This window comes from Arthrobacter sp. TJ-217 (genome assembly GCF_058269255.1).
The window spans coordinates 84,303-104,104 of the sequence record NZ_JBZCNJ010000005.1; the positions used below are offsets into that span (position 1 = coordinate 84,303).

Here is a 19,802-nt window from a genome sequence, read left to right on the forward strand (position 1 = left end):
GGTGCACAACGGGTCGTTTGTGACCTATGCAGTCTTCGCTCTTGGGAGTGCCGAAGGGACTTTTGAGTGACCCGGTTGTCATTTGGTTGTCGGGTTAACGCGCGGTTTTAGCGAATGGGCTCGTTTCTGTCCGTTAAGGTGCGTAGGCGGTCCTCAAGAAATGTTCGTTCGACGGCGTTGTTGGTCCGTGCCAGTGCTTCGGTGTAGGCGGTCCGCGCTTCACTGGTGCAGCCTAACTGCCGCAGCAGGTCAGCCCTCGCGGCTGGCAGATAGACGTACCGGGCCAGCTGAGGTTCCCCGGAAAGGGCGTCCAAAGCGGTCAGCCCCGCAGCAGGGCCCAAAGCGAACCCCACTGCTACAGCCCGGTTCAGCGATACTACGGGTGAGGGCCACAGTTGAACCAGAACGTCGTATATAGCAAGAATCTCGTGCCAGTCAGTATCCTGCCAGGTGCGCGACGTGGCGTGCACGGCTGCAATAGCTGCCTGCAGTGCATACCTGGACGGCGGCCGGGCTCTCAGTGCCTCCCGGACCAAGGACACACCGTGGGCAATAGTGTCGTGGTCCCAGCGGGAACGGTCCTGCTCTTCCAATAACAGCAACCGTCCCCCAGACGTTGTTCGGGTTTCCCGGCGCGCATCGGTAAGCAGCAACAACGCCATCAACCCGGCCACAGCAGGGTTGTCCGGAAGCAGCCGACGCAGCATGAAGACAAGCTCAAGGGACCGTTCCACAAGATCACGACGCACCAGCTCCTCCCCCGCCGGTGCGGTGTGCCCGGCCGTGAAAAGCGAATAAACCACAAGAAGGACGGCGTCGATCCGTTCGGGCAGGTCAGCAGCGGAAGGAACCCGGTACGGCACGCGGGCGACGGTGATCTTCTTCTTCGCCCTGGTGATACGCGCCGCCATTGTCGGCTCACTGACCAGAAACACACGTGCCACTTCCGCGGTAGACATCCCGCACAGCAGCCGCAGCGTCAGTGCAACCTGGGCCGGCTGTTCCAATGCAGGGTGGCAGCATGTCACCACAAGCCGCAGCCGATCATCAGGAATCGGCGGGTCCTCTCCGATTGTGTCCTCAGGACCCGGCAAAATATCGTCCTCGACAAGCAGCGGCAGGTACCTAGCTTCAACCTTCCGGTGCCGAAGTACATTCAGTGCCCGCCTTCGCGCCGCCGTTGTCAACCATGCGCCAGGTTTATCGGGCACACCGTTACGGCGCCAGTCCGTCAACGCAGTCGCAAAGGCCTCCTGCACGCACTCCTCCGCGATGTCCAGGTCACGAGTGACACGCACCGTCGCGGCGAGCACAAAAGCCCAATCACGACGGTGCGCGTCGGCCACGGCAGCCGCGACCGAGGCGGCGTCCGTGAAACTCACGGCGTGTAAACCGGGTTAGCCCTCAAAGTTCACGATGGGACGGACTTCAACGCCCCCGAACCGGGCAGGAACTGTCTTGGCGACGGCCAACGCAGTATCAAGGTCGGGAGCTTCAATGACGTAGTAGCCCCCAAGCGCCTCCTTGGTTTCCACGAATGGTCCATCAACTACGTCTGACCCACCACTGATGCTCGTAGCCGTCGCGGTCGGGTGCAGCCAGTCACCCCCAATAATAGAAGCGCCCAGGGCAGGAACACCCTTGCTGAAAACAGCGTGCTCCTGCATCACCTCATCCATCAACTCCGGCGGGGCAGCCTCGTATGAGCTCTCATTTTCATAGATCAGGATCAGGTACTTCGACATATTTTCTCCTCAGGGTTCGAGGACCCTATCCAAGGTCCTTACTATCCTGACACCCGACCACCGCGGACATCGACAGCAGACCGCAAAACTATGAGGAAAATCAGACCCGCGGAACGGCGCAACAAGCAACCGGATACGGTCGTTTATGCCACCCCGCTCGTACGAACGATCTGGTCATCACTGGATTCGGACAGATGCGACAGCCGGGCGAATGCACCGGGCACTATCCAGTGCTGTCCATCCCGTGCCTGTACAGCCGGCGTACAAGTGCATGTCAGCTCAGTGCGCTATCAACGATGAGCGTCCCAGCTACAAATCAGTTATCAGATGGCCTCGACCGAAATTGTCGGAGCCGACGGGGATCGATACTGTTGGGCTCATGAAGTCCTGCTGAGCCTCCTTCGACCCTCCTCCATGCGCCTGTGTATGGCGCGATCGAAAGGTTCACCATGTCCACTTCCCTGCCCCTGCACGGCAAGACCGCCCTCGTTACCGGTGTCTCTCGGCGCCGAGGTATCGGCTTCGCTGTCGCCACGAAGCTCGCATCGCTCGGCGCGAACGTCGTCATCCACCATCACCGACCGCACGATCTGGACCTCCCCTGGGGAGGAGACGACCTCAGTACGGTCCGAGCCCAGATCCAAGCGCAGCTGACTGAGGGCGCGCAATTCGCTGATGTCCCCGCAGACCTCTCTGACCCGTCCACCATTCCCCCGGTCATAGCCACTGCCGCCGCCCTCACCGGAACGATAGACCTTCTCGTATGCAATCACGCGAAAAGCGGAGACGACGGCAGCATCCTCGACATGACACCTGAGCGGCTGAACTCATTCTGGAACGTCAACACCCGCTCCACCCTGCTCCTTACCGCCGAATTCGCACGACTCCGGACACCTCGGAGCGAAGAACCGCGACGGCCCGGAGACCGGATCGTCGGTACCGGGCCATATGTAGGGGCCCAGGGTCACGTGTTCTGGATGACATCCGGACAAATTCACGGCGCAATGCGCGGAGAAGTAGCGTATGCCACCAGCAAGGCAGCACTTGCCGGAGTCACCCGCACAGTTGCTGCCGAGCTTCTGGAGCTCGGGATCGTGCTCAACACAATCAACCCGGGCCCGGTCAACACCGGATACATGGATCCCGGAACCACTGACAGGTCCCTCGAGGATCTCAACCAATACATTGCGAGCACACCGTTCGGTCGTGTCGGGATCCCAGAGGACCCGGCGGAACTCATCGGATGGCTGGCCACCTCGGCGGGGAGCTGGGTCGTGGGGCAGATACTCACCACTGACGGCGGATTCTCACTCTAACCGCCCGGCTCACCCGCCAGTGGGCCCAGGCCAACGGGTACTCCGTAAGCCCCGTGGCCGGATCCCCCAGTCCATCGTCGACGCCTACCATTAAGCCTCGACGTAGCCGCACCACCCGGAGGCAGTGACGGCGGTATCAACCAGCGAGGTTCGACGGGACCGTGTCGGTCTCATTGAACAGATCAACGTGGACCGAACGGAGGTTGAGATCGTGTCCAAGCGTGGATCCGCGGTGTTGATGTCGAAGGATGAGTACGACGCGCTGGAGGAGACAAGCTACCTGCTGAGCTCACCCGGGAACGCTCGCCGCCTCATGTCGTCTCTGGAAGTCGCCCGCCAGACCGCACCTTGATCGGTGGCAGCTTCATCCGGTCAGACTTCGCACCTCGGGTGAAGTTTCACGGCCGAGCCCCTCGTCAAGAGTTTTTCAGCCGGTCAGCCAGGATCTTGCGGCGCAGCGCATCGAACACCTCGTCCTTGTTGGCCGGGTCGTATCCCCTGCGTCCGGTCATCAGCTTCCTCCTTGCAGCCCGCTCGTTCCATAATCGCCGGTCGCCGACGGATCGACCACGACGCCAGCACTGCCATGGCGAAACCTTACGGCGACATCTCGAAGGTCACCCACAACATAAGCGGCATTATGTTGTGGCGTTGGCGCATGGCGGGAGGTGTGCAAATTTCTCAACCAAGTCGCCTACTTGCCCTCGGATCACAAGCTCGACCTGGACGAGGAAATTATGCTGGATCGGGGAGTGGGACTCCCGATCGTTCCCGACGCGCAGTATCCCGACATTGCGGGCATCCGCCATCACCTGTCCACGGGGACGTCCTGGGGCCCAACATTCACTGACGACGGATTCGCCTTCGCGGCCACTGATTCACAGAGGGCTCTGAGTGATGTCAGGGCCCGCAGCGGTCGTCCGCCCAAGGACCTCGTCCTGCGCGAGCCTGTCGTCCACCGGGGACTCTGCCTCCCTGCGCAACCGCACCGCAGCAGGCGTCTGTTCGAGCACACCTTCATCCCAGACTTCCTCGACACCGGAGGGATCAGGTCATTCCCACCCAGTGAACCGTCCCCAGACGCGACGAAAATAGCCCAAGCCTTGTTCGGTAGCGTCCTACGGCGGGCAGAAGTAGCAGGGCTCGAAATAAGTGAGGCCGAAAAGTGCGAACTGGCCGCCTGGATTCATCACCAGGACCCGGGGCTCAAGGATGATTCTCTGCCAGACGACCCTCCGCCAGGTGACGCTGCACCTGATGGAAAACCAGATGACCCTGCCCGTTAGTAGGCCCTTCAGCGCACGGGATGAGGTGTCGATCCGTATACCTAGTTGTTCAGCGAGTGCCGGGGAGACCAGAGCCAATATGGCGACGAGGGCAACTGCCACGTAGCGAGGCCCCGCTTCCCCTTGTAAACAGAGGGAAGCAGGGCCATTGCTTTGTCTGGCAGGTACCCGTAAAACGCCGGCGCACAGGCGGCAACTGACGGCCGCCTTATCGTCGGGCGGCCGCCAGTTGCAATGGGCTGCAGGCGTTAGTGCTCCGCTTCCGCAGCGGCCTTCTCGGCGTCCTTCTCGGCACGCAGAGCCTGCGCCTCGTGCTGCTCCTCGGCCTTCTCCTGGTGGATGACCTCCGCGAGGAGCTTCTCCATCTCCTTGGCCACGCCGGCGGCCGAGGCTGGGTTCTGGCCGGTCACCAACCGCTCGTCAACCACGACCTTCTCCTCGAAGACATCAGCGGAGACGTGGGTGGCGCCCTGTTCCTCCAGCCGGTCGGCCAAGAAGAACGGGATGACCTTGTCCTTCCCCGCGGCAACCTCTTCCTCGTTGGTGAAGGCGGCCACCCTCCGGCCCTCGACGAGGCGGAACCCGTTGTCCAGCTCCACGTTCACCAAACCGGCCGGCCCGTGGCAGACCGCTCCCACGACGCCGCCGGCGTTGTAGACGCTGGCCACCAGGTTCTGCAGGCCTTCGCTGTCCGGGAAGTCCCACATGGTGCCGTGGCCACCCACGAGGTAGACGGCGTCGTACTGGTCGGGGTTCACGACGTCGACGCGGGCAGTGTTGTAGAGGCCGGCACGCGTGGTCTCGTCCTCCGTGAAGGCGACCTGGATCGGGTCATCCGAGTCCACCGTGTCGCGCGGGGGCTGGCCGCCCTTGATTGACGCAAAGTCGACGAAATGCCCGGAATCCTTGAAGACCTTCCAGGGATGTGCAGCTTCGGCCACGTTGTAGCCGGTCTTCTCGCCGGTATCGCCGATCTCGGAAACGCTGGTCAGTACCATGAGGATTTTCTTCATGAAGTGCTCCTTTCGTCCACCTTCCACCCTACGCCCCGCCGTATTCGGGCCCTCCCTTCCGCGCTCCCACACCTCATGAAGGAGGTCTACGGGCTGTTTGGTCGACCTGATCCACGCGGAGCATCTGCGCGGACACACCGACCTCCTCCAGCCAGAGCAGGCCGCTGTCGCGGCGGTACAGGTCGACGTCGAGCTGCGCCCACCGCGTTCCGCCGGTCGGGTCTTCGCCTGCGGGCGTCTACTCGATTGCGCCCTGATAGATGGCGTCCTCGCCGGTCGAGGTTGGGTCCGTGATCTCCATCTGGATGATGTCCGCATCAGCAGCGGCAATGCCGTAGGCAAACTTTGCGGTTTGGGTTCCGCCGGCCGGGATCGTCGAGAGGACGTCCATGCCGATGCCCGTGTCTGAATCGACAACCGGCTGAACCGCTGTCCCTGAGGCACCGGCACGAACCGTTGGCAGATTCATCAGGCCGCCGTCCACTTCTTCCTCGCTGTTGTTGACCACGGTGATCTCGAAGACCGCATACTGGCCGTCGACTGCCCCTGCTGCGCTACCGGAAGCGGCCTGGAAGCCCTGGGATTCAACGGTCACCTCCACACCCCCCTCGAAGGTCACGGTGTCGCCGAACGCCACACTCTGATTGGAGGGGACTTCCTCAATTGCGTCCTGTGTCGTGGGGGCCTCGCTCGGGGGCGTTCCTGCCGGGTCCGCCCCGCCACAGCCCGACAGCCCGAGCCCGATGAGCAGAGCGGCGGTAAGTGCGATGGAATTCTTCATGATTCCCCCCAAATTGGAGTCGCTGACCGGAACTTGGCCGCGTACCTACACTCTAATTTCCGGGTCCGGCAGTTTCACCTAAATTACCTGACAGGCGCACACCGGCGGAGTCTGGGCAGAGTGCACCCTGCGCGCAACCGTCGGAAACGTCACCGAACTCCAGTCCCCGGGCTTCTGCATCACGTCGCGTCCGTCCGGGAACAAACAGCGCCTCGTTGGTGTTCTAGTGGGTGAAAAGGCAGAAGCAGTCCCCAGCCAGGGATTGCCGGTGAGAGGCGTACCGCCCACCCCGCCCTTTCCCTAGCAAAAGGAGCAAGTTATGAAGGTTCGCAACTCGCTGAGGGCATTGAAGCAGATTCCCGGATCCCAGATCGTACGCCGCCGCGGACGCACCTTCCTGATCAACAAGAAGGACAGCCGCGTCAAGGCTCGCCAGGGCTAGTCCCTCCAACACTTCCAGCTAACGCCGAAGGGACCCCGCCGCACTGCGGAGGGGTCCCTTTTTGCCGTCTCTTTTTGCTGCCCTGTTCACAGCTGGGCCGCCTACCGTCGGGCCGCCCGTCTCCCCGCCGGGGCACCGGCCGCGCGGAGCCGCCGGTGCGTTTCCTCGGCGCTGACGTACTCCCCCACGGTGGCGAACGTCCCCAGGGATGCAACGGAATTCACGATGGTGTCCGGGTACACATGCACCAGGTTGAACGCCTGGCCGCCGTCATGGCCGCGGGAGGCGCCAACCTGAACGTTGAGGTCCTGCGTGTAGCAGGTGGCCGACGCCACCGACACCGGTATGCCGGCGAACATCGCACTCGAGGAGAAGTGGAGGTGGCCCGCAAGGATCAAGCGGACGTCGGTGCCGCGCACCACTTCGCCAAGGAGGTCCTGGCGGCGCAGTTCGGTGAGGATCGCAAGGTTCTGGATCATCGGCATCGGCGGATGATGCATCGCAAGGAGGGTGCCCTCGGCGGCAGGGCGGGTGAGCTCAGCGGCCAGCCAGTCGAGCTGGCGGGCGGTCAGCTCGCCGTAGTGGTGTCCGGGAACCGAGGTGTCAAGGACAATGATGCGCAGGCCGCCCAGCCAGTGAACTTCGTCAAGCGGGGTCTCCTCCGGCCGCTCGCCAAGCAGCGTCCGGCGCAGCCTTGCCCGCTCGTCGTGGTTACCCATCACCCAGATCAGCTGCGCTCCAAGTTCCTGCGCCACCGGTTCGACAAGGCACCGCAGCCGCTCGTAGGCCGACGCCTCGCCCCGGTCCGCGAGGTCCCCCGTAAAGACCATCGCCTCGGGGCGGACCCCCGAGGCGACAGTCTCGCGGAGCAGCTGCGTGAGCCGGGCTTCGCTGTCAACGCCGCCGTAAAGCCGCCCGGTGCCGGTGAAGTGGGTATCGCTCAGGTGCAGGATCAGATGTCGAGGGGCCGGATGCTCTGCTGATCCGGCCCCGCCCTGGCTGGCCTCCCCCTCGGCCATGATGGTCAGGCTGTCGCTTCTGCCGACGCGGCGATCCGTGTTTCCGCTGGAGCGAAGACCAGTTTCTCCATGAGGACGGCGATCCGGTCCCAGTGGTGCCGTTTCAGGAGGCGTTTCAGCTCGGGAGTGCCTTCCTCCCCGGCGCGGCCCGCGAGCCTGCGGCACGCCGCAGCGAACCCCTGGCCGTCATCCTGCAGGTCGACAACGCCTTCGAAGTCGGCGACGACGTCGGGGACGCGTGTCGAGACAACGGGCAGGGCGCAGGCGAGGTATTCGAGCGTCTTCGTGGGGCTGATCGACCGGGTTGCCTCGTTGAGGGCAAAGGGCATCAGGGCGACGTCGAGGTTGGCCATCAACCGCGGCAGGTCGGCATACTGCTGCTGGCCCAGGTAGCTGATGTTCGGTGCCTGGGGGAGGCTGGCCGGGTCGATCTTGCACACCGGCCCGATCATCTGGATGTCCCAGTCCGGCAGCAGCGCCGCGGCCTCCGCAATGAGGTCGAGGTCGAGCCGCTCGTCGAGAACGCCGACATAGCCGGCGACCGGGCGGTGCCTTTCGCGGTTGGCCCGCCGGGCGGCGGCCGCATAGTGCTCTGTCGAGACACCGCTTGGCACAAGGTGGGCGTCCTCGCGTCCCTGCCGAACGACGGACCGGTGGAGGGAGCGGCCGCCGGCGAAGACGACGTCGGCCCGGCGGAGCGCCTGGCGCTGGCGAACGATCAGCTCGGGGGCTGCGTCCTTGAACGCCGCGAGGTCGTCCATGACGTCGTAGACGAGGGTGGTGGGCTGCAGGGCGAGCGCCACCTCGAGGGCGAGCGGCGTATAGATCCACACCACGCGTTCACCGGTCGGTTTACCGAGGAGCTTGGGGAGCTGCTCGATGTAGTCGGGAAGCACCTCGTCGAAGAATCCAACGTGTCTTCCCTGCTCGGGGATCTCGAGCCAGACCCGGGTCAGCCCGTCCTCCGTCTCCCGGGTGGCAAGGCGGTTCTCGGTCACTTCGACGCCGGCGGGTGTCAACGGTTCCTCGACGAACCAGGTGGTGCGCCCGACGGTGCTGCCGATCCTCGATATGAGCTGCTGCGGCCGCTGCCAGACCCAATCCCACCGCAGGTGCGACAAAACAATGAGTTCACTTTGCATCGACGATCCTCAATTCCATTCGGGTAGTGGTACGGGGAAGGCTTGAGCCCTTGTCGGTCTCGGGAGGCTCCTGCCAGTCCCAATGCGACATTTGAGGGAAATATCCCTGAAGCCAGGTGTTGACCGGCTCGGCGAAACGGTAGGCAGGCAGGTCCGCCGCCCGGGCTCCGCCGGCGGCGAGCGCATAGGAGATTGACATCACCGAACCGCGGCGGTCCATGGCCTCGTCGAGCCAGTACACGCCGACCGGGTCGATATGCCCGTCGCAGCGGAAGAGAAGGGAATCCCAGTCGGTCGAATCGATGACCGGGAACCAGCACAGGCCCTCAAGCTCGACGCCGCGCGCCTGCGCCGCCTCGCACTGCTCGAGCACGTACTTCAGCCAGGTGGCGCGGTCCGACGTGTGTCCCCGGACGTTGGTCTCGGTGAGGATGCACGGGAGGCCGTAGCGCTCCCAATACTGCTGGATCTGGTCGGCCAGGGGCAGCGGCGACGGCGTGGGCGTCGACCCTCCCTCGATCGAGAAGTTCCACTGGCAGTGGGCGTAGTAGTCAAGGCCAAGCACGTCGACGAAGCCCGGCTCGATGCCCTGCAGCCGTTCCCCGCCCACCGGGGCGAGGTCCCGGCCGAGCTGGCTGTCGGCGTCGTACCCCTTCCCCAGGAAGCTGTCGATCGCCAGGAAGCGACGGTCGTTGGCCATATCGGCGTACCCCTGCCCTGAAGCATCGGAGCCCGTATGGAACTCGCAGGTATCCACCCAGACGTGCCGCGCTCCCGGCAGGAGCTGCCGGTACATGCGGCTCGCTTCGGCGACGGCCGGAATGACGTTGGCGAGCTGGTCGACAAATCCCTGCAGCCCGGAGTGGTAGGGCGGCCAGATGCCCTCGTGGCCGGTGAGGAAGAGGGTTGAGAAAGGCTCATTGAAAAGCGTGTATTCCTCGACCCACGGGTAGCGGCGGGCGAAGGCTTCGGCATAGCGCAGGTAGGCCTCCCCAAAACGCGGATCGGCGAACCCGTTGGTCAGCCAGGTCGGGTAGCTCGTGTGGTGGACAAGGTCGACGATGGGGCGGAACCCGTGCGCGCGGAGGTATCCGAGCACCTCATCGGTGCCGCTCCAGTCGAAGGTGCCTTCCACCTGTTCCACCCGGTGCCATCGGACGGGATACCGCAGACGGGTAATGCCGGCCCGGGCGAGGAGCCCGAGGTCCTCCTGCCAGCGGAGGTCGTGCTCGGTGGTCTCGAAAATGTCCCGGTCGTGCGCGGGCAGGAAGGTGCTCTCAAAGCCGCCGATAATCTCGATCGGCGGGCCCGGGGGCGGGATGCTGGCCATGATCTCCTCCTGTCGGTGTTGTGCCGGTGGCGTGCGCTGCGTGGATGGCAATACTAAGCATGCTTAGTGAAATTGGGCGATGAATATTTTTCGAAGGGTGTTTCTTCCCGTTTACCGAGTTCTTCGTATACGACGTCGAGCAGTTCGGCGGCACGGAGGTTCAGCCTCCTCGACTCATCGAGGTCCCCGTCAAGGCGGACCAGTTCCGCTGAAAGCCGCTCCACCTCCGCCTGGAGTGCGGGTATGGAGTCGAGCCGCTCCTTGACCCCGGGCAGCGCCAGGCGCACCACCGCCTGGAGCGGTGTCTTGAGCTTTTCGCGCAGCTTATTCATTCGTTTCCCTTCTTACCCGTACCTGCCGGACCTCGATGCCGGCGGACTCTGCGGCAGGCACCGTCGCCTCCTCTTCAATGACCAGCCGGTAGCGCCGCAGCTGCTCCTGGAACCGCTGCCAGTCGACCGGACGGTAATCGCTCCAGCTCGTGGAGCCGACGGCTCCGCCCGTGCCGACTTCGAAAAACCCCCTGCCGCCGTCCGCCAGCAGGTGCTCAATCAGTTTCAGGGTGGTGTCCCACCCGAGCGGGCTGAGCGCGTTGAAGAGCTGGTTGCCATAGACGTGGACCGGCCGGCCCATTCCGGCGCATTCCTTACGCAGGTGCAGGGCGTGCCGGGCCATGTTCAGGTTTACCCGCTCATACCGCAGCCCTCCCGGAACGCCGTCGGCCGAGGCGCGGGCGTATGCGAGGGCTGGGCGGCTGAAGTCGACGGCGAGGACGTCGTGGCCGAGCCCGGCAAGAAACCGGGCGTCGGCTCCAAGGCCGCAGCCGAGGTCGAGCACACTGGACCCGGCGGGAAGGAAATCGGGCAGGCTCCTGACGAACTGTGACGGTCGAGGCGCCGGAGCGGCCTGGATTTCGGCCCGGTGAAGGTCCTCCCAGTTCTCGCGGTCCACATCGAAGTGGTTGAGCCACCAGAAGAACCTTCGGGCGGCCGCAGGCGGTGTGACGAAGCGGAACGTGGGGTCCGGGACCGCCCAGCCGGAACCGTAGATCGCGGCGAGCAGCTGGGGAGGATCGGCGGGACCGGGCAGCTGCCGGGCGTTGACGGCAAGAGGTTTCAGCGGCAGGATCCGGACGAGCTCCGCCCGCTCCCGGGCGTGGAAGGGCCCGTGGAACCACCCTGAACAGACAAAGTAGGTGAAGATGTCGACGTAGAAGCGGTCGCCGACCGTCCCGCCCGGGAACATGAGCTGCAGGTGCCCTCCCGAGTGGCGGACCACCTCGTACCCCTGGCTGGTGAGCAGCCGCTCCACGGCGAAGCTTTCAAGGACGACGTCGGTCGGGTTCTCGTGGGCGCTCAGGTAGGCGAGGTCGGCGTCGTCGTCATGGGCCATGATTCTGCCGTTGCGGACCGGGCCGAGCAGCGTGCCGCCGGTGACGAAGAGCTCGAGGCCGAGCCGGTCGCGCAGCAGCGAGATCACATGCTCGGCCTCGTCGAGCACGTCCTCGATCAGCGAGGCATCGCGGCCTTCGAAGGACCGCGCGATCCTGCCCCACTTGTTGACCACAAGGGGAACGCCGGTAGCCGGTTCGCACAGCAGCAGTTCCCCGCCGCTCTCGTCGAACTGAACGGGCTGCTCGTCGGTGAGCAGGTCGCCGTCATGTTCGACGGCGAGCAGGGCCCTGCCGGTGAGCCGTTCGGCGAGCGCGGGCGGCCAGTCGATGGTCAGGCCGTCGAGCTCACCCTGCTCCGGGACCCGGAAGGTCCAGATCCGGCGCCCCGAAAGCAGCACCGATACGGCTGAACCTGGGGAAAGCACTGCACCGGATACCCTCAGCCGCTGGGTATCCGCAGTGATCCACCCCTTCACTTAGCCGTTTCCAGTGGCACGCTCAGGGGGTCGGACTGGGGCAGCCGTACGTCGAACACCTGCCCCGTGATGTCCGAGGCGAGGACTTCGGCGCTCACCCGCGCAACGGTCGTCGCCTGGACCAACGAGTGTTCGTCCTCAACGCCGAAGGCCTTCACCCGCATGGGGGTCGCCGTCCGGCTGGGGCTGATGCAGTTCACCCGGATGGAGTCCTCGCTCCACTCGTCGGCGAGCGCCTGCGTCAGGTTCACCACCGCCGCCTTGGTGGCCGAGTAGACGGTGTATTTGGCCCGCCCCCTGGTGTACGAACTCGAAGAGTAGAGCAGCAGCGAGCCGCTGGACGCCGCAAGATAGGAGTGCGACTCCTGCGCAACGATGAACGCCGCCATCAGGTTCACCCCGACGTCGTGCTGAAGCTGCTCATCGCTGAGCTCGACCAGCTTGCCGATGGTGAGCACGCCGGCGGTCAGCACGACGTGGTCGATGCTGCCGTAGGTCGCGGCGGCGGATGCGAGCGCCCGCGCAACCGAGGAACGGTCCTCGACGAATGTTCCGCTGCCGGTGCGGCTGTGGCAGACAACGTTCGCCCCCTCGTCCTCGAGCTGCCGGGCCAGCGCCTCACCGATGCCCGAACTGCCGCCGAAGACGACGACGGTTGAGCCGCGCAGGCTGGTGGCCGGGTACGGGACCGGCTCGACCGTGCGGTGCTTGAGCTGGAAGAGCTTGTCGGCCAGGTGGATGTCGATGGGGTGGGTGAGCTTGATGTTCGCTTCATGGCCCGGAACCACGATGATCGGGACGTCGGGCTGGTACTTGAGCACCACGGAGCAGTCATCGGTCGCCGCGAAGTCCGGGTCCTGCCGCGCCAGGGCATACGCCTTCATGATGGTTTCCCACCGGAACGCCTGCGGGGTCTGACCGCGCCGGAGCGAGGCGCGCGGCGGGACCGCCCGGATGATGTCCGCTTCATCGACTTCGATGATCGTGTCGGCGGAGGGGATGCCGGTGTCGACGGCGTCATAGGTGTCGAGTGCGTCAACGCAGGCACGGATGATCGAGGTGTCAACGAGAGGCCGGACCGCGTCGTGGAAGACGACCTTCGCTCTCGGATCGGCGATCTCCCGCAGGGCGAGATACGAGGTTTCATTGCGGTCGCAGCCGCCGGGGAGGATCTTGGTGATTTTCGGGTACCGCGAAGCGGGAAGCAGTCCCTCGGCCTGGTGAATTGAGCCCTGGTCCATCATCACGAGGATCTCGTCGATGAAGCTGCAGTGCTGGAACACCTCGGCGGTGTGCTCAAGGCTGGTACGTCCGGCGATGGGGACAAGCTGTTTGGGGATATCCAGACCCATGCGGGTGCCGATTCCACCGGCGAGGAGGACGGCGACGGTCCGGGGCCGCGTCGTTCCGTCCGCGGGCAGCCCGTTTTCGCTGGTGCTTGTGTTGCTGTGATCGGTCATGCGGCCACCCACCTCTCGTTTCCTTCGGAAGTTTCGTAAGCGTACTGATAATTCAGCGACTGGGCATCTATTATTTTTTGCCGCAAGGACTGTTGCTTTTTACCTGCTGGACACGAAATGTTCACCCGTCGACGCCGCGATAACCTGAGGGAATGGCGATCCGGGTACTTGCGGTAGGGCGGAAACACGAGAGCTGGGTACTCGAGGGCATCACCCGTTATGAGAAAAGGCTGAAAAAGCCCTTCGACCTCAGCTGGCAGTTCCTCCCCCATTCGGCGCGTGAGGCCGACTCTGCACGGAGCGAGGAATCGGAACGGCTGCTCGGCAAGGTCACCGGGACGCGCGACTACGTGATCCTCCTCGACGAACGCGGAAAGGCCCTGGATTCGCCGGCCCTTTCAACCGCGCTGCTGCGGCCGCTGGAGACCTCCCGGCCAGTGACGCTGATCATCGGCGGCGCCTACGGAGTCGATGCTTCGGTCCATTCGCGGGCTGATCTCGTGTGGTCGCTTTCACCGCTTGTCTTCCCGCACCAGCTGGTCCGCCTGATCCTCACCGAACAGGTGTACCGCGCCCAGGAGATCGCCGGCGGGCGCTCCTACCACCACGAATGAGCGGCCTGGCCCAAGATAACGATCCCGCGACTTCACGGCACGCCACGCCTTTGGGCGGACTGCCGCGGCGCCGGGCCGTCATAGGGTTGGCCCATGAGATCCCGGGTACGTAACCACCACTGGCTCGCAGCCGCTGCGGCCCTGAGCACCATCACCGTCCTGAGCGCATGCGCTCCATCGGCGGCCCAGGACGACCGGCAGCCAGCCGCAGACAGCGGGTCAGCCACCTCCGCCGAGGCCTCGCCGTCGGGCCCCGCCTCGTCCCCGGACGACGCCGGTTCCGAAACCCCGGCGAGCGCCGCCCCCACGACCTCCGGGCCGGACGGTTCGGCAACGCCGTCCGCGGAGGAGGGCGCCTGCACCGCCGCAATGCTTTCCGGGGAGATCACGACCCAGCCGGGCAGCGGTTCGGCCGGGAGCGTCTACCGCACCCTGGAACTGACAAACACATCGGCTGAGGCCTGCGAGATGAAGGGTTTCCCCGGCGTCTCCTACGTCGACGCCGCCGGCAAGCAGATCGGCGCCCCCGCCGACCGCGAGGAGGGAACCGTCTCTTCGTTCGCCCTTGAACCGGACGCGACGGCCACGGCCGTCCTGCGCCAGACGAACGCCGGCAAGTTCGGTCCCGACTGCAACATCACCGCGGCAAGCGGCGTGAGGGTCTACCCGCCCGGGGCCACCGACTCCCTGGTGCTTGAGCAGCAGAGCGAAGCGTGCGCGGCCACGTCGGTCGTGCTCATGGGCGTCGGGCCAATGCAGCCCGTCGGCTGAGCAGAGCGGCCCGTAGCCGCAGGATCCCGGAATGTCAGGACTCTGAGGGATGATGTTCTGGTGACATCGGTGCTGTCGAAATTCACGCCCGCCACGCACGAATGGTTCGCGGGCGCGTTCTCCGCGCCCACTGCCGCCCAGGAAGGCGCGTGGAAGGCGGTATCCGAGGGATCGAACGCCCTCGTCGTGGCCCCCACCGGATCGGGCAAGACGCTCGCGGCGTTCCTGTGGGCCCTTGACCGCCTGCTCGTGGGAAAAGACCCGGCACCGGACGAGCCGGATTCCACCAAGGACACTGCCAACAAGGACACTGCCAAAGGGTCGGCAAAACCCAAGCGGAGCACCCGCGTCCTCTACATCTCCCCCCTCAAGGCGCTTGCCGTGGACGTCGAACGCAACCTCCGGGCACCTCTGATCGGCATCACGCAGACGGCCAAGCGCCTCGGCCTTCCCGCCCCGTCGATCACCGTCGGCGTGCGCTCAGGCGACACCCCCCAGGCCGAACGCCGGGCCATGTTGACCCGCCCGCCGGACATCCTCATCACCACTCCGGAATCCCTCTTCCTGATGCTCACCTCCAGGGCGCGGGAGACCCTGACGGAGGTCGACACCGTCATCGTCGACGAGGTCCACGCCGTCGCCGGGACCAAGCGCGGCGCGCACCTCGCGGTGTCCCTTGCCCGTCTCGATGCCCTCCTCGGCACCCCCGTCCAGCGCATCGGCCTCTCGGCCACAGTTGAACCGCGCGAAACGGTGGCACGGTTCCTCTCCGGGAACGCACCCGTGCAGATCGTCGCCCCGCCCTCGAGTAAGAAGTGGGACCTGACGGTCTCCGTTCCGGTGGAGGACATGACCGACCTCGGCGGAGCCCCCACCCCGGCCAGCGGTGCAAGCAATGACCACGGGGGCGGCGGTGCCGACGGGTACGGCGGTGACGCTGGTGCGGTTCCGCAGGCGAGCATCTGGCCCCACGTCGAGGAACGGATCGTCGACCTGATCGAGGAGAACCGTTCCACAATCGTTTTCGCGAACTCACGCCGGCTTGCGGAACGGCTGACGGCCCGCCTCAATGAGATCCATGCCGAACGGCTCGAACGCGATGCCGTCTGGGCCGGCGAGGGTTCCTCCCCGGACGGCTCAAATGGCTCCTCGCCCGGCACAGGCGCCGCGCCGGCTGGAACGACGCCCCGTCCTCCGGCGCAGATCATGGCCCAGGCAGGCCAGAGCGCGGGAGGTGCACCGCTGCTGGCCCGCGCCCACCACGGCTCGGTTTCAAAGGACCAGCGCGCCCTCATCGAAGACGACCTCAAGTCGGGGCGCCTGCGCTGCGTCGTGGCGACAAGCTCCCTGGAGCTCGGCATCGACATGGGCGCCGTCGACCTCGTGGTGCAGGTCGAGTCTCCACAGTCCGTCGCCAGCGGCCTGCAGCGGGTGGGCCGCGCCGGCCACCAGGTCGGCGAGGTGTCCCAGGGCGTCCTGTTCCCCAAGCACCGCGGCGACCTCGTGAACACCACCGTCACCGTGGAGCGCATGTTGGCGGGCAAGATCGAGCCCCTCTACATCCCCGCCAACCCGCTGGACATCCTCGCCCAGCAGACGGTTGCCGCAGCGGCGCTGGGCACCATCGACGTCGAGGAATGGTTCGACGTCGTACGGAAGTCCGCGCCGTTCGCCACCCTGCCGCGCTCGGCCTTCGACGCGACCCTGGATTTGCTTGCGGGACGCTACCCCTCCGACGAGTTCGCCGGGCTCCGCCCCCGGATCGTCTGGGACCGGATCGAGGGGACCATCACCGGACGCCCCGGTTCCCAGCGCCTCGCCGTCACCTCCGGCGGAACCATCCCCGACCGCGGCCTGTTCGGCGTCTTCCTCGTCGGCTCCGAAGGCGAGGGTGCCCGCGCCGGCGGCCGCCGGGTCGGGGAACTGGACGAGGAGATGGTGTACGAATCCCGGGTGGGCGACGTCTTCGCCCTCGGCGCCACAAGCTGGCGGATCGAGGAGATCACCCACGACCGCGTCCTTGTCTCCCCCGCCTTTGGGCAGCCGGGCAAGTTGCCGTTTTGGAAGGGCGACTCCCTGGGCAGGCCGGTGGAGCTGGGCAGGGCGCTGGGCGCCTTCGTCCGGGAGATGTCCTACGCCCCGGAGGATCAGGCCCGGGAACGGTGCCAGCGGATCGGGCTCGATGAATGGGCCTCCGGGAACCTGCTGACCTACCTCAAGGAGCAGCGCGAGGCCACCGAGGTGGTTCCCAACGACCGCACGCTGGTCGTCGAACGCTTCCACGACGAGCTCGGCGACTGGCGCGTGGTGCTCCACAGCCCCTTCGGCATGCCGGTGCACGCCCCGTGGGCCCTGGCCGTTGGGGCGCGGCTGGAGCAGCGCTACGGCATGGACGGCTCGGCGATGGCCTCCGACGACGGCATTGTGCTGCGGGTGCCCCTGATGGAGGATGAGCCGCCCGGGGCGGAGCTGTTCCTGTTCGACGCCGACGAGCTCGACGGAATCGTCACGGCGGAGGTGGGCGGGTCGGCGCTGTTCGCCTCACGTTTCCGGGAGTGCGCCGCCCGGGCGCTGTTGCTGCCGCGGCAGAACCCGAGCAAGCGCAGCCCCCTGTGGCAGCAGCGGCAGCGGTCCGCGCAGCTCCTCGACGTCGCTAAGAAATACCCCACCTTCCCGATCGTCCTTGAAACAGTGAGGGAGGTCCTTCAGGACGTCTACGACCTGCCCGCCCTGAAGGAGCTCGCTGCCTCGCTTGAGCGCCGGGAGCTGCGCATGGTGGAGGTCACCACGCAGCAGGCGTCCCCCTTCGCCCGCTCCATGCTGTTCGGCTACGTCGCATCCTTCCTGTACGAGGGGGACTCCCCGCTCGCCGAGCGGCGGGCCGCCGCGCTCTCGCTGGACCCGACGCTCCTCAACGAACTCCTCGGCCGGGCCGAACTGCGGGAGCTGCTCGACTCCCGCATCATCGCCGAGACCGAAAGCGAGCTGCAGCGGCTGCGCCCCGACCGGCGGGCCCGCGGCCTCGAAGGGGTGGCGGACCTCCTGCGCCTCCTGGGACCGCTGAGCATCCCCGAGATCGCCGAACGGCTTGAGGGGACCGGCGCGGTGTCCGACAGTGATTTGTCCGATGGGGACTTGTCCGACGGGGACTCCCCGACATCCGCGCACGCCACCGAAGCGGAGGCCGCCGTCTCGGTCGAGGCGCTCCTGCGCGCCAACCGTGCGCTGACAGTCCATATCGGCGGGGTCGAGCGGATCTCGGCCGTTGAAGACGCCGCCCGGCTGCGGGACGCCCTGGGTGTTCCCCTGCCGATGGGCATTCCGCTGGCGTTCATCGAACCGGTCGCCGATCCGCTCGGTGACCTCGTCAGCCGCTACGCCCGCACCCACGGGCCCTTCACCGCCGCCGAGGCGGCGGCCCGCCTGGGGCTCGGCGTCGCTGTCGTTGCCACGGCCCTGCAGCGCCTCGCCGCGGACGGGCGCACCGTGGAGGGCGAGTTCCGTCCCGCCGAGGCAGCGCCCCAGCTCCAAGCCGGAGAGACGGCGACAGTCCACCCCACCGCGCCCAGCGAGTGGTGCGACGTCGAGGTGCTGCGCCGGCTGCGGCGGCGGTCCCTCGCGGCGCTGCGCCAGGAGGTGGAGCCGGTCGATCCGGCCGCCTACGGGCGGTTCCTTCCCGTCTGGCAGCACGTCGGCTCCACCCTGCGCGGGCTCGACGGCGTCGCCACCGTGGTGGACCAGCTTTCGGGGGTGCCCATCCCGGCCTCGGCGTGGGAGCCGCTGATCCTCGCGCAGCGCGTTGGGAACTATGCGCCGGCGATGCTCGACGAGCTGACGGCCACCGGGGAGGTTGTCTGGTCCGGTGCCGGGTCGCTCGCCGGAAACGACGGCTGGATCGCGCTGCACCTCGCCGAAAACGCACCGCTGACCCTGCGCCCGGATCCCGCCTACGAGCCCTCCCCGCTCTCGGCGGCGCTCCTTGAGCTCCTCGGCGGAGGCGGGGGCTACTTCCTGCGCCAGCTCAGTTCGGCCCTCGACGTCGACACCGTGCCTTCCGAGGCGGACCTCGTGACCGCCCTGTGGGACCTCGTCTGGGCCGGGCGCGTCAGCAACGACACCTTCACGCCCGTCCGCGCGCTCCTCGCCGGGGGACGGACGGCGCACAAGCAGCGCCAGCCCCCGGCCCGCGCCCGCACCTCCCGCGCCGGGCGGCTTGGACGCGCCCCCGGACGGTCGCTCACCAACAGTTCAATGAGCCTCGCGGGAGGGCCCGACGGCGCCTCCGGGTACCAGCGGACCACCCCTCCGGTCGCGGCGGGGCGGTGGAACCTGCTGCCTCCGCTGGAGAACGAGTCGACGCTGCACGCCCATGCGACAGCCGAGCTCCTTCTCGACCGCTACGGCGTCGTCACCCGCGGCGCTGTCGGCAGCGAAGGGGTGCCCGGCGGCTTCGGCCTGATGTACAAGGTGCTGGCCCGGCTTGAGGAGATGGGCCGGTGCCGGCGCGGCTACTTCATCGAGCATCTGGGCGCGGCGCAGTTCGCCGTCCCCTCAACAGTCGATCGGCTGCGTTCATTCAGCGCCGACACCGACCTCCAGCCGGACGCCGACGCACCGTCAGGAAAGGTGCCCAAGGCCACAGCGCTCGCGGCGACCGATCCGGCCAACCCGTACGGGGCGGCCCTCGCCTGGCCCCAGGCCGAGGGCGGGCACCGGCCCGGACGCAAGGCCGGCGCCCTCGTGGTGCTCGTCGACGGCGCCCTGGCGCTCTACGTCGAACGGGGAGGCAAGACCCTCCTCGCCTTCACCGACGACCAGCCCGCGCTCGATGCCGCCGCCGGGGCACTCGTCGGCGTGATCCGGCGCGGAGCCGCCGACAAGATGGCCCTCGAGAAGGTTAACGGAGGCGAGATCCTCGACACCGGGGTGGGGTCGGCACTGGCCGCCGCCGGCTTCTACACGACGCCGAAGGGGCTCAGGATCCGTGCGTAAGGGAGACTACGTGCCTGAGGAA

At 66.4% G+C, this 19,802-nt stretch carries 16 protein-coding genes; 6 read left to right on the top strand and 10 right to left on the bottom strand.

Annotation, left to right across the window (positions count from 1 at the left end):
- Window positions 1-107: 107 nt before the first annotated feature.
- Window positions 108-1,382: an RNA polymerase sigma factor gene (locus tag AC4D2R_RS10445; RefSeq protein ID WP_490939924.1), complete on the bottom strand. Its 1,275-nt coding sequence runs from the start codon at window positions 1,380-1,382 to the stop codon at window positions 108-110.
- Between the two features lie 15 nt (window positions 1,383-1,397).
- Window positions 1,398-1,745, bottom strand: coding sequence for a YciI family protein (locus AC4D2R_RS10450; RefSeq protein WP_490939925.1), 348 nt, complete (start codon window positions 1,743-1,745; stop codon window positions 1,398-1,400).
- Window positions 1,746-2,194: 449 nt separating this feature from the next.
- Here AC4D2R_RS10450 and AC4D2R_RS10455 point away from each other — a divergent pair, with 449 nt between their 5' ends.
- Window positions 2,195-3,061, top strand: a complete 867-nt coding sequence (locus tag AC4D2R_RS10455) for an SDR family oxidoreductase (RefSeq protein WP_490939926.1) — start codon at window positions 2,195-2,197, stop codon at window positions 3,059-3,061.
- Window positions 3,062-3,185: 124 nt separating this feature from the next.
- Window positions 3,186-3,413 (top strand): type II toxin-antitoxin system Phd/YefM family antitoxin, encoded by a 228-nt coding sequence (locus tag AC4D2R_RS10460; protein WP_490939927.1) that lies wholly within the window; start codon window positions 3,186-3,188, stop codon window positions 3,411-3,413.
- A gap of 1,182 nt (window positions 3,414-4,595) precedes the next feature.
- On the opposite strand, the gene AC4D2R_RS10465 is transcribed toward AC4D2R_RS10460, so the two are convergent.
- Together AC4D2R_RS10465 and AC4D2R_RS10470 are read right to left on the bottom strand one after the other, a co-directional pair.
- The gene (locus AC4D2R_RS10465) at window positions 4,596-5,360 is read right to left on the bottom strand and encodes a type 1 glutamine amidotransferase domain-containing protein (protein ID WP_490939928.1); all 765 of its coding nucleotides are present in this window, start codon (window positions 5,358-5,360) and stop codon (window positions 4,596-4,598) included.
- Between the two features lie 238 nt (window positions 5,361-5,598).
- Window positions 5,599-6,141 (bottom strand): LptM family lipoprotein, encoded by a 543-nt coding sequence (locus AC4D2R_RS10470; RefSeq protein ID WP_490939929.1) that lies wholly within the window; start codon window positions 6,139-6,141, stop codon window positions 5,599-5,601.
- A 319-nt stretch (window positions 6,142-6,460) separates the two neighbouring features.
- On the opposite strand from AC4D2R_RS10470, the gene AC4D2R_RS10475 reads away from it, so the two are divergent.
- Window positions 6,461-6,583, top strand: coding sequence for a ribosomal protein bL36 (locus tag AC4D2R_RS10475; RefSeq protein ID WP_490902503.1), 123 nt, complete (start codon window positions 6,461-6,463; stop codon window positions 6,581-6,583).
- A 101-nt stretch (window positions 6,584-6,684) separates the two neighbouring features.
- Here AC4D2R_RS10475 and AC4D2R_RS10480 read toward each other — a convergent pair whose 3' ends face one another.
- Genes AC4D2R_RS10480 through AC4D2R_RS10505 form a run of 6 tightly spaced genes read right to left on the bottom strand, consistent with a single transcriptional unit; the run spans window position 6,685 to window position 13,403 of the window.
- Complete coding sequence (locus AC4D2R_RS10480) at window positions 6,685-7,602, bottom strand: phosphodiesterase (protein WP_490939930.1); 918 nt, start codon at window positions 7,600-7,602, stop codon at window positions 6,685-6,687.
- A 5-nt stretch (window positions 7,603-7,607) separates the two neighbouring features.
- Window positions 7,608-8,744, bottom strand: a complete 1,137-nt coding sequence (locus AC4D2R_RS10485) for a glycosyltransferase (protein ID WP_490939931.1) — start codon at window positions 8,742-8,744, stop codon at window positions 7,608-7,610.
- Window positions 8,734-10,074 carry a family 1 glycosylhydrolase gene (locus AC4D2R_RS10490; RefSeq protein WP_490939932.1) on the bottom strand — a complete coding sequence of 447 codons (1,341 nt, stop codon included), beginning with the start codon at window positions 10,072-10,074 and terminating at the stop codon, window positions 8,734-8,736. Before AC4D2R_RS10490 ends, AC4D2R_RS10485 begins: the two co-directional genes overlap by 11 nt.
- A 53-nt stretch (window positions 10,075-10,127) precedes the next feature.
- Window positions 10,128-10,406: a hypothetical protein gene (locus AC4D2R_RS10495; protein WP_490939933.1), complete on the bottom strand. Its 279-nt coding sequence runs from the start codon at window positions 10,404-10,406 to the stop codon at window positions 10,128-10,130.
- Window positions 10,399-11,943, bottom strand: a complete 1,545-nt coding sequence (locus AC4D2R_RS10500; RefSeq protein WP_490939934.1) for a class I SAM-dependent methyltransferase — start codon at window positions 11,941-11,943, stop codon at window positions 10,399-10,401. The genes AC4D2R_RS10495 and AC4D2R_RS10500 overlap by 8 nt, the downstream gene beginning before the upstream one ends.
- Window positions 11,940-13,403, bottom strand: coding sequence for an SDR family NAD(P)-dependent oxidoreductase (locus AC4D2R_RS10505; protein ID WP_490939935.1), 1,464 nt, complete (start codon window positions 13,401-13,403; stop codon window positions 11,940-11,942). The genes AC4D2R_RS10500 and AC4D2R_RS10505 overlap by 4 nt, the downstream gene beginning before the upstream one ends.
- A 152-nt stretch (window positions 13,404-13,555) precedes the next feature.
- Here AC4D2R_RS10505 and AC4D2R_RS10510 point away from each other — a divergent pair, with 152 nt between their 5' ends.
- The 3 genes from AC4D2R_RS10510 (at window position 13,556) to AC4D2R_RS10520 (ending at window position 19,780) form a co-directional block, all read left to right on the top strand.
- Window positions 13,556-14,017, top strand: a complete 462-nt coding sequence (locus AC4D2R_RS10510; RefSeq protein ID WP_490939936.1) for a 23S rRNA (pseudouridine(1915)-N(3))-methyltransferase RlmH — start codon at window positions 13,556-13,558, stop codon at window positions 14,015-14,017.
- 93 nt (window positions 14,018-14,110) lie between these two features.
- The gene (locus AC4D2R_RS10515) at window positions 14,111-14,788 is read left to right on the top strand and encodes a DUF4232 domain-containing protein (RefSeq protein WP_490939937.1); all 678 of its coding nucleotides are present in this window, start codon (window positions 14,111-14,113) and stop codon (window positions 14,786-14,788) included.
- Window positions 14,789-14,830: 42 nt separating this feature from the next.
- Window positions 14,831-19,780, top strand: coding sequence for an ATP-dependent helicase (locus AC4D2R_RS10520; protein WP_490940144.1), 4,950 nt, complete (start codon window positions 14,831-14,833; stop codon window positions 19,778-19,780).
- Window positions 19,781-19,802 lie beyond the last annotated feature (22 nt).